The 12,989-nt window shown below is 72.5% G+C and carries 14 protein-coding genes; 5 read left to right on the top strand and 9 right to left on the bottom strand.

Annotated elements, in window-relative coordinates; genetic code table 11:
• The first annotated feature begins 11 nt into the window (after positions 1–11).
• Positions 12–788 carry an endonuclease/exonuclease/phosphatase family protein gene (locus tag VIG79_RS17365; RefSeq protein WP_331887896.1) on the top strand — a complete coding sequence of 259 codons (777 nt, stop codon included), beginning with the start codon at positions 12–14 and terminating at the stop codon, positions 786–788.
• Here VIG79_RS17365 and VIG79_RS17360 read toward each other — a convergent pair.
• The 6 genes from VIG79_RS17360 to VIG79_RS17335 form a co-directional block, all read right to left on the bottom strand.
• Positions 764–1,507, bottom strand: coding sequence for a sulfite exporter TauE/SafE family protein (locus tag VIG79_RS17360; RefSeq protein ID WP_331887894.1), 744 nt, complete (start codon positions 1,505–1,507; stop codon positions 764–766). The genes VIG79_RS17365 and VIG79_RS17360 overlap by 25 nt on opposite strands.
• A gap of 31 nt (positions 1,508–1,538) precedes the next feature.
• On the bottom strand, positions 1,539–2,441 hold the full coding sequence (locus VIG79_RS17355; protein ID WP_331887892.1) for an SMP-30/gluconolactonase/LRE family protein: 903 nt from the start codon (positions 2,439–2,441) through the stop codon (positions 1,539–1,541).
• 44 nt (positions 2,442–2,485) lie between these two features.
• On the bottom strand, positions 2,486–3,292 hold the full coding sequence (locus VIG79_RS17350; protein WP_331887890.1) for a methyltransferase domain-containing protein: 807 nt from the start codon (positions 3,290–3,292) through the stop codon (positions 2,486–2,488).
• 214 nt (positions 3,293–3,506) lie between these two features.
• Positions 3,507–4,559: a P1 family peptidase gene (locus VIG79_RS17345; protein ID WP_331887888.1), complete on the bottom strand. Its 1,053-nt coding sequence runs from the start codon at positions 4,557–4,559 to the stop codon at positions 3,507–3,509.
• A gap of 37 nt (positions 4,560–4,596) precedes the next feature.
• Positions 4,597–4,890, bottom strand: coding sequence for a DUF3263 domain-containing protein (locus VIG79_RS17340; protein WP_331887886.1), 294 nt, complete (start codon positions 4,888–4,890; stop codon positions 4,597–4,599).
• A 53-nt stretch (positions 4,891–4,943) separates the two neighbouring features.
• A complete protein-coding gene (locus VIG79_RS17335; protein ID WP_331887884.1) occupies positions 4,944–6,305 on the bottom strand; it encodes a pyridoxal phosphate-dependent decarboxylase family protein in 1,362 nt (453 codons plus the stop codon).
• A gap of 165 nt (positions 6,306–6,470) precedes the next feature.
• Here VIG79_RS17335 and VIG79_RS17330 point away from each other — a divergent pair, with 165 nt between their 5' ends.
• A complete protein-coding gene (locus tag VIG79_RS17330; protein WP_331887882.1) occupies positions 6,471–6,860 on the top strand; it encodes a hypothetical protein in 390 nt (129 codons plus the stop codon).
• Positions 6,861–6,939: 79 nt separating this feature from the next.
• Here VIG79_RS17330 and VIG79_RS17325 read toward each other — a convergent pair whose 3' ends face one another.
• The 3 genes from VIG79_RS17325 to VIG79_RS17315 are packed head-to-tail and all read right to left on the bottom strand — an operon-like array spanning position 6,940 to position 10,231.
• Positions 6,940–8,625 (bottom strand): NAD(P)/FAD-dependent oxidoreductase, encoded by a 1,686-nt coding sequence (locus VIG79_RS17325; protein WP_331887880.1) that lies wholly within the window; start codon positions 8,623–8,625, stop codon positions 6,940–6,942.
• A 53-nt stretch (positions 8,626–8,678) separates the two neighbouring features.
• Positions 8,679–9,338 carry an HAD-IA family hydrolase gene (locus VIG79_RS17320; RefSeq protein WP_331887878.1) on the bottom strand — a complete coding sequence of 220 codons (660 nt, stop codon included), beginning with the start codon at positions 9,336–9,338 and terminating at the stop codon, positions 8,679–8,681.
• 11 nt (positions 9,339–9,349) lie between these two features.
• The gene (locus VIG79_RS17315; RefSeq protein ID WP_331887876.1) at positions 9,350–10,231 is read right to left on the bottom strand and encodes an aminoglycoside phosphotransferase family protein; all 882 of its coding nucleotides are present in this window, start codon (positions 10,229–10,231) and stop codon (positions 9,350–9,352) included.
• A gap of 93 nt (positions 10,232–10,324) precedes the next feature.
• Here VIG79_RS17315 and VIG79_RS17310 point away from each other — a divergent pair, with 93 nt between their 5' ends.
• From VIG79_RS17310 to VIG79_RS17300, 3 genes are read left to right on the top strand one after another with little or no spacing between them, the layout of a single operon-like run.
• Complete coding sequence (locus tag VIG79_RS17310) at positions 10,325–11,002, top strand: uracil-DNA glycosylase (RefSeq protein WP_331887874.1); 678 nt, start codon at positions 10,325–10,327, stop codon at positions 11,000–11,002.
• Complete coding sequence (locus VIG79_RS17305) at positions 10,999–11,814, top strand: SGNH/GDSL hydrolase family protein (protein WP_331887872.1); 816 nt, start codon at positions 10,999–11,001, stop codon at positions 11,812–11,814. The genes VIG79_RS17310 and VIG79_RS17305 overlap by 4 nt, the downstream gene beginning before the upstream one ends.
• The gene (locus tag VIG79_RS17300) at positions 11,814–12,977 is read left to right on the top strand and encodes an acyl-CoA dehydrogenase family protein (protein ID WP_331887870.1); all 1,164 of its coding nucleotides are present in this window, start codon (positions 11,814–11,816) and stop codon (positions 12,975–12,977) included. Before VIG79_RS17305 ends, VIG79_RS17300 begins: the two co-directional genes overlap by 1 nt.
• The last annotated feature ends 12 nt before the right edge of the window (positions 12,978–12,989 follow it).

The raw sequence follows: 12,989 nt of genomic DNA, 5'->3' as shown, positions 1-12,989 counted from the left end.
CCGTGCGCGTCATGACGTGGAACCTGCTGACCGAGACGTCGGTGGACGCACCGCCGTGGTCGGTCCGCGGCCCGGTGGTCGCGGCCGGGGTGGCCGACCTGGCGCCGGCGGTCCTGGGTACGCAGGAGGGCTCACGGGCGATGCTGGACGACCTCGTGTCCCGGCTGCCGCAGCGGTACCGGTGGGTCGGCGAGGGCCGTGGTGGCGAGGGTCACGACGAGCAGGGGGCGGTGGTCTACGACACCAGTGCCCTCACCCTGCTCGACCTGCGCCACCGCTGGCTGTCCTCGACGCCGGAGGTGCCCGGCTCGATGGCGTCCGACGCCGACCTGCCCCGGATGCTGACTGCGGCACGGTTCCACGACCGCGAGGCCGGCAGCACGTTCACGGTGGTCTGCACGCACCTGGACCACCTCGGCGTGCGGGCCCGGGCGGAGGGCGCGGCGATCGTGGCCGCGGAGGCGAGCGACGGGCCGACGGTCGTGCTGGGCGACGTCAACGACCCGGCGGAGGGCTCCGAGGCATACCGGATCCTCACGACGTCCGGGCTCGTGGACGCGCTGGCCCCACGCGACCGTCGCTCGCGACGGCTCGGCACGTTCATCGGCGTCGACCCGGACTTCGAGGGCGGGGGCCGGCAGATCGACTGGGTGCTCGTGACCCCGGACATCGCCGTGTCCGACGCCTGGGTCGAGGCCGGCCCGCCGGGCGAGGCCGCGCCGTCGGACCACCGACCGGTGGTCGCCGACGTCGTCATCGGACCTCAGGTGGCCTCGAACCAGAGGTAGACCGCCAGCCCGAACCCCAGAGCGGCCGCCAGCCAGCGGACGAGGCTGCCCGGCATCCGGCGGACCAGCACCGGTCCGAGGGCACTGCCGACGAGCAGGCCGGCAGCCAGGGGTACCACCGACGCCCACGGGACCGGTGTGACGAGGACGAGGACGAGCGCGGCGGCCGCGCAGGTCGCCGCGACGACGACGTTCTTGACCGCGTTGGCCCGCGGGACCCGGGACTCGTAGAACAGCACGGCCGCCAGGAACATCACCCCTGACCCCGCGCCGAAGTACCCGCCGTAGACCGACACCAGGCCGACCAGCACGCCGAGCGCGCCGACGCCCAGCTCCGCGCCGTTACCCCACGACACGATGACCGGCTGCAGCAGCAGGACCAGCGAGCCGAGCGCCACGAGGAACGGCACGACGTGAGCGAAGACGCCCGGCGGCGTCGCGAGCAGAAGCAACGCCCCCGCCACGCTGCCGACCGCCGCCACCGGCAGCAGCCGGAGCAGCAACGGCCGCGTCCCTGCCAGCTCGGCCCGTGAGCTGATCGCCGAGCCCGGCCCGATGGCCACGGCGGCCACGATGTTGCCGACGTTGGCCGGCAGCGGCGGCACCCCGGCGGCCAGCAGCGCGGGGTAGGAGATCAGTGACGTGATGCCGCCGGCACTGCCAACCAGTCCGGCCACGACACCGGCCGGGACCAGCAGCGCGGCGGGAGGGACGGACACGTCCAGAGCCTGACACGGCTCGGTACTCGGCTCAGCCGGGGTAGGACGCCCCGCGGCAGGTGACCCGGATCGACAGCAGCAGGGTGGTCGCGGTGACGAACAGGACGTTTCCCTGCGCACCGCCGAACGTGAGGTTGCTGCATACCTCGGGCAGGAGCAGCTTGCCGAGCAGCGTCCCGTCGGGGTGGACGCAGTGCAGCCCGTCGTGCCCGGCCAGCCAGAGCCGGCCGGCGTCGTCGACCCGTACCCCGTCGTAGCCGCCGGTGTCCGCGGTCACCAGCACCTCGCCACCCGAGAGCGCCCCCTCGCCGGCCACGTCGAACCGCCGCACATGGTTCCTCTCGGAGTCGACGACGTACAGCTCCCGCTCGTCCGCCGAGAAGGCCAGCCCGTTCGGCTGCGCGAAGTCGTCGGCCACCCGAGAGACCGAGCCGTCGGCGTCGACCCGGTAGACGTGGCAGCCGTCGGTCTCGCTCTCGCCCTGATGGCCCTCGTAGTCGCTGTGGATGCCGTAGCTGGGGTCGGTGAACCAGACCGAGCCGTCCGCGCGCTCGACGAGGTCGTTCGGGCTGTTGAGCCGGCGACCCTCGTACGCGTCGGCCAGCGTCGTCACGCTGCCGTCCGGTTCCACCCGGGAGACCGAACGGCTGCCGTGGTGGCAGTGGACGACGCGGCCCTGCCGGTCGACGATCCGGCCGTTCGCGTAGCCGGCGGGCGAGCGCCAGACGCCGACGACGCCGGTGGTCTCGTCCCAGCGCATGACGCGGTCGTTGGGGATGTCGCTGAACAGCACGCTGCGCCAGAGCGGGGAGTACGCCGGTCCCTCCAGCCAGCGGCCGTCCTCGAACAGAACCTCCACGAAGCGGTCGCCACCGATCGGCGCGAACCGCTCGTCCAGCCGCTCCCACCTCGTACGGATGCGTCCATGGGACATGGTCAGCACTGTCCCACGTCACGTCTCGGTACGTCCCGGCGCGGTCAGGCGCGAGCGAGAATCTCCCCGTTGACGACGACGAACCAGCCGTCGGGGTGCGCCGCCCACTCGCGCCAGGCGCGGGCCAGCTCGTCGAGCAGCTCGGGCGTGGCGAGCCCCCGCTCGAGCGCCTGCTGCGCGAGTGCCGACTGGGTGATCCGGTCGGCCCACAGGCCACCCCACCAGTCCCGCTCCTCCGGAGTGGCGTAGCACCAGGTGGTCGCCGACGACGTGACGTCCTCGAACCCCGCGGTATGCGCCCAGGCCAGCAGGTGCCGGGCGGCCGACGGTTCGGCGTCGTTGCTGCGGGCGACGTCCTCGTAGACGGTGAGCCAGTCGTCGAGGCGCGCTGAGGCGGGGTACCAGACCATCGCCGCGTAGTCGGCGTCACGCACGGCGACGAGCCCGCCCGGCCGGCATACCCGACGCATCTCCCGCAGGGCGGCCACCGGGTCGCTGAGATGCTGGAGCACCTGGTGCGCGTGGACGACGTCGACCGAGTCGTCGGGCAGGTCGAGGTCGTAGACGTCGCCGATCCCGAACTCGGTCGTCGTGTCGCCCCGCGCCTCGGCGTTGACCCGGGCGACGTCCAGCGGGTCCGCGACGACGTCGAGGCCGACGACCCGGCCCGGCGCCACGACCTCGGCCAGGTCGAGGGTGATGGTCCCCGGTCCGCACCCGATGTCGAGCAGGCTCATGCCGGGGGCCAGGTGCGGCAGGAGGTATGCGGCGGAGTTGGCCGCCGACCGCCACTGGTGCGAGCGCAGCACCGACTCGTGGTGGCCGTGGGTGTAGGTGTCCTGCCGGGTCACCCGTCCATCCTGCGCCGCTACCTATGGGCCGGGCTGATCACGCCCACATCCTGACCGACTGGGTGAGACCTGGGGCGTGCTGCGCCCCACCCGACGACCCGGCCACCCGCCGACGACCCGCCTCACCCGCCGAGAGGCCAACTTCTGTCGTCAACAGCCGCGTTTACCAACCGAAGTTGACCTCTCGCGGCCTGACACCGTGGCGCGACCCCCGTCAGCGGTTCGCCGACGGGAAGGCGTCCCGCCACGAGCGGATCGCGACGCCCCCTGACTCCGTCTCGTCGACGGACTCGGCGGCGAGCAGGCCGTGCGCGATGGCCCGGGTCACACAGTCCCCGGCGGCCATCATCAGGAGGAACAGCTCGGTGAGGTCGGGCTCCGGGCGGGCGCCGGTCGCCATGGTGAACAGCGTGTCGCCGTCGTAGAGCGTGTGGACCGGGTTGATCGCCCGCGCCATGCCGTCGTGCCCCATCCCGGCGACCTTCTGGCACTGCGCCTTGGTCAGCGTCGCATCGGTGGCGATAAGGCCGATCGTCGTGGCCTGCGCCGGCCGCATCCCCCGGGCAGCGGCCGCCTCGGCGTAGGCCTGCGCGGCCGCCACCTCGGCGGCGCTGGGCATCCCGATGTGGTCGAACTCCCCGTCCAGGCCGTGCCGGACCGCATACAGCTGCCCAGTCCTCGGGTCGACGGGCGAGCCGACCGAGTTGACGGCGACGATAGCCGCGACCGTCGTGCCCGACGGGAGCACCACGCTGGCCGACCCGATGCCCCCCTTGAAGCCGCCCGAGGACGAACCCGTGGCCGCCCCGACGACCCCCTGCTCGACCGGACCGTCGGACGCCGACGCGTACGCGACCTTGCCGTCCTTGCGGGTGGGGTGGTGGTGGAACGCACCCCCGCGGCCGAGGTCGAACAGGATCGCGCCGGGGACGATCGGGACGACCTGCCCGGGCCCGCCGATCTGCCAGCCGTGACCGTCCGCGAGCAGGCTCTGGACGATGCCGTCGGCGGCCGCGAGGCCCAGGGCCGAACCTCCGCCGAGCATGACGGCGTTGACGCGGTCGACGAGGTTGCGCGGGTCGAGCAGGTCGGTCTCCCGCGTGCCCGGCCCCCCGCCCCGCACGTCCACGCCGCAGACGGCGCCGCCGTGAGGGGCCAGGATCACGGTGGTCCCGGTGAGCCAGCCCGGGTCGCGGCGGGTCGAGTGGCCGACCTTGAGGCCGGCGACGTCGGTGAGCGAGTTCGTGGGGCCGGGCTGGAGCGTCACGCTCCGCAGGCTAGAGCCTCAGCCTTGGGCGGCGAGCTCAGACGTTGATGCCGAGGCGGCGGGCGCTCCGGGCCCGCTGCCGCGAGGCGCGCAGCCGGCGCAGCCGCTTGACCAGCATCGGGTCGGCCTCGAGGGCCTCCTGCGTGTCGATCAGCGCGTTGAGCACCTGGTAGTAGCGGGTGGCGCTCATGTCGAAGAGCTCCTTGATCGCCTGCTCCTTGGCCCCGGCGTACTTCCACCACTGGCGCTCGAAGGCGAGGATCTCCCGGTCACGGGTCGCGAGGACACCGTCGGTCGAACGGCCTTGCTCCTCGTGTCGCTGCGCGTCCATGATGGCGACACTATAGGGGGAAATGACAGGCGTGTCATTCGCCTACGGGCGGGTCAGGACATCGTGTCGAGGATCGCCAGGATGTCGTCCTCGGTGGTCGTCGGGTTGACGATCGCGAACCGGGTCACCGTCTCCCCCTCGTGCGTCGTGGGGACGACGAACGCGAACTCGTCGGCCAGCAGCCGGTCGGACCACGCCTGGTAGTCCTCGCGCGCCCAGCCGACCCGGCGGAACACCATCACCGACAGGTCGCGGTCGCGCAGCAGCTCCAGGCGCTCTCGGCGGCGAATCTCGGCCTCGGCGAAGCGCGCGACCTCCAGGGTCCGCTCCACCGCTCGGCTGTACGCCTCGGTCCCGTGGACCGCGAGCGAGAACCACAGCGGCAGCCCGCGGGCCCGGCGGGTGAGGCCGACGGAGTAGTCGGTGGGGTTCCAGTCGGGGGCCTCGGTGAGGACGTCCAGGTACCCCGCGTGCTGGGTATGCGCCGCACGGGCCAGGGCGGGTTCGCGGTAGATCAGGGCGCAGCAGTCGAACGGCGCGAAGAGCCACTTGTGCGGGTCCACGATGAACGAGTCCGCCCGTTCCACGCCGTCGAAGAGCGACCGGGCCGAGGGGGCCGCGAGCGCCGCGCCGCCGTAGGCCCCGTCCACGTGGAACCAGATGCCGAACTCCGCGCAGACCTCGGCCACCGACGCCAGGTCGTCGACGATGCCGAAGTTCGTGGTCCCGGCCGTGGCGACGACGGCGAAGAACGTCCTGGGGTCGTTGTCCTCGAGGGTCCGTCGGAGGTGGGCACCGGTCAGCCGCCAGTGGTCGTCGGCGTACACGGTCATCAGCTGGGCGTCCATGACGTCGCAGGCGGACTGGATCGACGAGTGCGCGCCGTAGGTCGTGGCGACCCGCCAGGGCCGGACGTCCGAACCGGCCTCCAGCGCGTGGTGCCGGGCAGTATGCCGGGCGGCGACGAGCGCGGACAGGTTCCCGATGGTGCCACCGGGCACGAACGCGCCGCCGGCTTCCGGTGGCAGCCCGGCGAGGTCGGCGATCCAGCGGAGCGTCTCGTTCTCCGCGTGGACGGCACCCGAGCCCTCGAGCCACGAGCCCCCGTAGATCGACGAGGCGCCGACGACGACGTCGAACGCCGCGGCCTCCTGGGTCGGGGCGCACGGGATGAACGACAGGTACCGAGGATGGTCGGTCGACAGGCAGGACGGCGCCAGGACGTCGGCGAAGACGTCGAGGGCGCGGGCCGCCCCGAGTCCGGCGGGGGTCACCGTGACCCCGGCCTCGTCCCGCAGCTCCTGCTCGTCCAGAGGCCCGTCCAACGGAACGGGGTCGAGGCTGAGCCGGTCGGCCGCGTAGGCGAGGATCGCGTCCACGTCGGCCGGCGCGAGCGGCTGGTCGAAGCGGTGCACCGGCCGATCGTATGCGGGTCGCCTCACCGCCCCGGGCGGTTCGCGTTCGACAGCGTGGACGGTTCTCGACCGCCTGGGGTTGAGAACCGTCCACGGTGCGTCCCGACCAGCCCCGACCCCGCAAACCGGGTGCTGCCGAAGGTCGACCGGCGCTACCGTCCCGAGATGGCCGAGGTGGACGAGGACGACGACTCGATCACCCGCTGGGTCGCGCGCCACTACCGGTTCGACCCCGAGCGTCACGAGCGACGGCACGTCGTCGTCGGCGTCTACGACAACGAGCGCGAGTGGCAGCACCGTATCGACGCGGTCACCGCCGACATCGCGAGACGGCGCGCTGCGGGAGAGGACGTCGACCGCCGCGAGCACCCGACGGGCACCGTCCTTCGACCCGGCGACCGGGGTCGGGCCGCCACGGCGCACCTGGTCCGGCGGGCGATGGAGCACGGTGTCCACCCGGCCGGCATCCTGCGGGAGCGGGAGCTGCCGTCGAGCATGGTCGTGTTCGGCGTGGACGAGTCGGGCGAGAGCTTCTCGTTCGGCGGCTCGACGTGACCGTGGACGGTTTCCAAGGACCCAAGTGGGTCAGAAACCGTCCACGCTCTGCGTAGCCCCGTCGACCTGCCGTAGGCGGTCAGGCGGCCGCGCTCACCGACTCTGACACCTCGGCGGCTTCCACGGCCGCGACGGCCGGAACCGGCGCGGCGTACTCCTGCCACTCCTCGCGACCGAGCGCGTCCCGCAGCACCATGCCGGCCGTGTTGTACCCGGACACCATGACCCATGGCAGCCCGGCGTTCGGCGTGGTCCACTGTCCCGCGGCGTACAGGCCGGGGACGACCGTGCGCTGCGGCGGCCGCTGGCGCGAGAGCATCTGGGGCACGAGCGCCCAGCCGGCGAAGGCGCCGTCGGAGTTGCCGGTGTCGCGGACCATGTCCAGCGGGGTCCGGACCCGGCGCACGACGATGTGGTCGCGCAGACCGGGGATGACCTGCTCGGCGCGACGGATGAAGGTGTCGGCGATCCACTCCTTGTCACGCTCCCAGTCGAGGTCGCCGGAGACCAGTGTCGTCGGGCACTCGAGCTTGACCGACGCCATGCCGGGGGGCGCCAGGTCGGGCTGGTGGAACGTCGCGACGTAGACGTAGAAGGCGGCCTTCTCGACGTTCCCGCTGGGGAACTGGGCCATCGCCTCGTCGAGGTCGTGTCCGTCGTAGACGAAGTTGAGCCGCTTGATCTGGTCGCGGTAGGGCGTGAGGTCCATGTCGACGCCGAGCTGGACCTGGAAGAACGACGGCGTGGTGGGCAGCTGCGGCAACCGCTCCCGGAGCTTGCCCGGCACGACCGACGCCGGGAGCTGGTCGAGGTAGAGCCGCCGCGCGTCCGACGCGCAGACCACGGCCTTGGCGGAGAAGACCCGCCCGTCGACGGTCTCGACGCCACGCGCCTTGCCGCCCCGCACCACGACCCGTGAGACCTCGGCGCTGGTGATGACGGTGCCGCCGGCCTCGAGGTACATCTCGCGCAGCGTCTCGGCCAGCCGCCCGAACCCGCCGGCCGGCATCCACATGGTGCGCAGCGCGTGGGTGAGGAAGACACCGGCGATGGCCGCCGACAGCTGGCCAGGAGGCGTGCCGATCCCGACGGCCAGCTGCGCGAGGTACGCCTTGGCCAGCGGGTCGGTCAGGTGCTCGTCGAGCAGGTCCTTGAGGGTGAGGTTCTGGTACTTCAGCAGCGTGTGGCCGGGGAACTTCAGGGCCTGGGCCATCGGGTTCATCAGGTCGCTGAGCCACGGCTTCTGGAACTGGACCAGCAGCTTGTCGATCGCCTTGCCGCGACCGGGGCGGTCGGCAACCCGGAACGACGGCACCACCTTGTCGAGGTCCGCGACCATCTGCTCCATGGCGAGGAACACCTTCGCGATGCCGCGCCGCTCATGGGGGAACCGGTCGGCGAGCACGTCCGCGGCCTCGGTCAGGTCGGCGGGCAGCTCGAGGCGCTCGTCGGGGAAGACGCACTGGAAGTCCTGGCGGTCCGGGACCATGGCGATCCGGCGCGGGATGCCCAGCCGCTCGAACACCTCACGCGGCTGCATACCGAGCCGGTAGGCCAGCAGGATGTGCCCGCCGTGGTCCCAGTAGAAGCCCTGCTCCCCGTCGCCGTGGGCGTAGCCGCCGACGTAGGCGTTCTTCTCGAGGAGGGCGACCTTGGCGCCCTGCTGGGCGAGGGTCAGGGCGCAGGTCAGTCCGGCCGCGCCGGAGCCGTAGACGATCGCGTCGTAGTGGGTGTCGGGAGCAGGGGTGGGAGAGAGGGGGCTCATGCCCCAGCAAGAGCCCGCAGTGCTCCTCGGCGATACGTCGACCCGGAACGACCTCAGCCGAGGAGGGCGGTACGCAGGTCGTCGACCGTGTCGGCCACGACGTCGGGCCCCGCCGCAACGACGTCGGACCGCGACCCGGCACCCCACGTGACTCCGACGGCGGCCATCCCCGCGGCCCGCGCCGCCTGCACGTCGACGACGGCGTCGCCGACGTAGACCGCCTCGCCCGGCGTGCCGCCCATCCGCTCGACCGCGAGCAGCAGCGGCGCCGGGTCGGGCTTGTGCTCAGCGGTGTCCTCCAGGGTGACCAGGGCCTGCGGTCCGCTCAGGTAGGCGTCGAGTCCGGTCAGCCGCAGGGCGGCCTCCGCGGGTCCACGTAGCTTGGACGTCGCCGCCGCGCACCGGACGCCCGCAACAACGAGATCGGCGAGCAGGCCATCGACACCGGCATACCGGCGGATCAGCCGCTCGGTGTTGGCGTGGTTCCACGCGATGTACGTCGCGAACAGGTCGTCGGCCCGCTCCGGCGAGCGCTCGCGGAAGGCGCGGATCAGCGGCTGCCCGATCCACGAGCGGATCACGACCTCGTCCTCCGGCGCCCCGAGCACGGTGGTGAAGGCGTGCTGGTACGAGTCGACGATCAGGCCGATCGTGTCGACCAGTGTCCCGTCGAGGTCGAAGACGACGTAGGGCCAGCGGGGGGTGGGGGGCACGAGCGCCCAGCCTAGGTATGCGGCCGCTCCCGGTCGGCCAGCACCTCGCCGATGGTCCGTAGAGCCGACGCCGTGAACGCCGGGTTGGTCTCGCGGTAGTACGGCACGATCAGGGCCGCCTGGGTCAGCGCGTAGCCCCGGGCCCGCTCCCAGGTGCCGTCGTCGACGTCGAGCGCCTCCCGGTAGCGGGGCCGCCCGGCGGCCCCGAACACCGTCCACGCCGGGATCACGTCGGCCGCCGGGTCGCCCACGCCGACCGCGCCGAAGTCGATCACCGCGGCGAGCGCACCGCCGCGGACCAGCAGGTTCGGACGGAGCAGGTCGGTGTGGATCCAGACCTTCTCGCCGGTGAAGGTGGGCGCCTCGAGGGCGCGGTCCCACGCGGCGAGGACGGCAGAACGGTCGAGCAGGTCCCCGGCCTCGACGATCGCCGCCCGGGTCGCACCGTCGAGCTCGGCCAGTGGTCGGCGTCCGGTTGCGGGCGCGCCATCGACCGAGCCTGCACGCAGCTCGCGCACGAACCGCGCCAGGTCGAGGGCTGCCGACACCTCGTCGTCCACCAGGCCGTCGTCGTACTGGTGGCCGTCGACCCACCGGTAGACCGCCCACGGCAGCGGGTAGGCGTCGGTCGGCCGCCCTTCGGCCACCGGTTCCGGCACCCGCAACGAGATCCGCTCGCCCAGCCGGGGCAACCAGACGCGTTCCCGTTCCAGGTCGCCTGCCCACTCGGCGGTCCTCGGCAGCCGGACGGCCAGGTCGTCGCCGAGGCGGAACATCGCGTTTACGGTTCCCCGACCGACCGGGCGAACCGGCAGCTCCGCCCACGCCGGCAGCTGCTCCGCCACCAGCCGCCGCACGAGATCGGCGTCGATCGCCAGCTCGTCATCGTGCATGCGCGGATGCGCGTCAGGGTCCACGAGAAGCAAGTCGACCGGCATACCGCAGCCGACGTCCAGCCCATTTCGCGGCCGGATAGCGTGACCCCCGTGGCCGCACGACCGCTGGAGGAGCTCGTCGACGTCACCTGGGTTCCCGCACTGGCCCCGGTCGCAACGGTCATCGCCGAGCTCGGTGACTTCCTCCGGGCGGAGGTCGCGGCCGGGCGCGGGTACCTGCCGAGCGGCGACAACATCCTGCGGGCGTTCCGGCAGCCGCTCGACGACGTGCGCGTCCTCATCGTCGGCCAGGACCCGTACCCCACGCCCGGGCACCCGGTCGGCCTCTGCTTCTCGGTCGCTCCCGATGTCCGGCCGCTGCCGCGCAGCCTGGTGAACATCTACACGGAGATGCGCAGCGACCTCGGCGAGACGCCACCCGTGAGCGGCGACCTCACGCCGTGGACCGAGCAGGGCGTGCTGCTGCTGAACCGCGTCCTCACCGTCAGCCCGGGAAAGTCGGGCAGCCACCAGGGGAAGGGCTGGGAGACGGTCACGACGGCCGCCATCGAGGCGCTGGTGGCGCGGGGCGGCCCGCTCGTCGCGGTCCTCTGGGGTCGCCAGGCCCAGTCGCTCGCCCCCATGCTCGGCGGCGTCCCCCGCGTCGAGTCGGCCCACCCCTCACCGCTGTCGGCCCATTCGGGGTTCTTCGGCTCGCGCCCGTTCAGCCGGGCCAACTCGCTGCTGGTCGCCGCCGGTGGCCAGCCCGTCGACTGGAGGTTGACGTGACCGACCCGCAACCGGAACCCCGCATCTGGACCCGCTACGTGGCCGTCGGGGACTCGTTCACCGAGGGGATGTCCGACCCGGACCCGGAGATCCCGGACCGCTACGTCGGGTGGGCCGACCGCCTCGCGGTCGACCTGGCCCGGTATGCGGCGGACTCCGGGCAGCAGTTCGGCTACGCCAACCTTGCCGTCCGCGGGCGGCTGCTCGCCGACATCGTCGGTCCACAGCTGGACGCGGCCCTGGCCCTGGAGCCGGACCTCGTCAGCATCGTCGGCGGTGGTAACGACATCCTGCGCCCCAGCGCCGACGTCGACGGGCTCGCCGGCAAGCTGGAGGACGCCGTCATGCGCATCCGGGCCACCGGCGCCGACGTGCTCATGGTCACGCCGTTCGACCCCGTCGGCGCGCCGCTGGTGCGAGCCACCCGCGGACGGGCCGGAGCCTTCGCCGCGCTGGTGTGGGGGATCGCCCAGCGGCACGGCGCGCGCGTCCTCGACCAGTGGAGCCTGGTCGCCCTCCGCGACTGGCGGATGTGGGCTGACGACCGCATCCACATGACCGCCGAGGGCCATCGGCGGGTCGCCCTCGCGGCCCTCTGGACGCTCGGGCACGCCACCGACGAGTCGGACTGGCGTACGCCGCTGCCGGCGGCCGCGCCGGTGCCGCGCCGAGAAGCCATGGCCGGCAACGCCCGCTGGGCCCGCGAGTACCTCGCCCCCTGGGTCCAGCGCCGGCTGCGCGGCGAGTCCTCGGGCGACCTGCTCACCGCGAAGCGCCCTGAGGTCACCCCACTCGAACGGAAGGACGCATGATGGACCCCTTCGAGCTGTACGCCATCGACGGGCTGCTCACCGACGAGGAGCGCGCGATCCGCGACACCGTCCGCGACTTCGGCGCCAAGGAGCTGCGGCCCCACATCGCGACCTGGTTCGACGAGGGTCGGGTCCCGGCCCGCGACCTCGCGAAGCAGCTCGGCGCCCTCGGCATCCTCGGGATGCACCTCAAGGGGTACGGCTGCGCGGGAACCGGTGCCGTTGCCTACGGGCTGGCCTGTCAGGAGATGGAGGCCGTCGACTCCGGGCTGCGCTCCCTCGTCTCGGTGCAGGGCTCGCTGGCGATGTACGCCATCCACGCCTACGGCAGCGAGGAGCAGAAGCAGGAGTGGCTCCCGGGCATGGCCGCGGGTGAGAAGCTCGGCTGCTTCGGGCTCACCGAGCCGGACGCCGGCTCCAACCCCGCGGGTATGCGCACGTCCGCGAAGCGCGACGCCTCCGGTGACTGGGTGCTCAACGGCACGAAGCTCTGGATCACCAACGGGTCGGTCGCCGACGTCGCCATCGTGTGGGCCCGCACCGACGACCGGATCCGCGGGTTCGTCGTCCCGACCGACTCGAACGGGTTCTCGGCCAACGAGATCCACCAGAAGCTGTCTCTGCGCGCCAGCGTCTCCAGTGAGCTGGTCCTCGACGACCTCCGGCTGCCCGCGGACGCCGTGCTGCCGGGCGCCGCGGGTCTGGGCGGCCCGCTCGGGTGTCTCAACGAGGCGCGGTTCGGGATCATCTTCGGCTCGCTGGGCGCCGCCCGCGACAGCCTCGAAACCGCCCTGGACTATGCAAAGACCCGTGAGGTGTTCGACAAGCCCCTCGCCGCGTACCAGCTCACGCAGCAGAAGCTCGCCGACATGGCCGTCGAGCTGGGCAACGGCATGCTGCTGGCGATGCACCTCGGCCGGCTCAAGGAGGCGGGGACGATCACGCCGGAGCAGGTCAGCGTGGGCAAGCTCAACAACGTCCGGAAGTCCCTGGCGATCGCTCGGGAGGCCCGGACGATCCTCGGCGCCAACGGGATCTCCTTGGAGTACAGCCCGATCCGCCACGCGGCCAACCTCGAGAGCGTCCTGACCTACGAGGGCACCACGGAGGTCCACACCCTCGTGGTCGGCAAGGCGCTGACCGGCGAGAACGCCTTCAGCTGACGCGAGCGATGC

The sequence above is a fragment of the Lapillicoccus sp. genome, from assembly GCF_036559105.1.
In the GTDB taxonomy this organism is placed as follows: Bacteria; Actinomycetota; Actinomycetes; order Actinomycetales; family Dermatophilaceae; genus Lapillicoccus.
The sequence above is the reverse complement of the archived record's forward strand: the minus strand, read 5'-3'. Positions and strand labels throughout refer to the sequence as shown.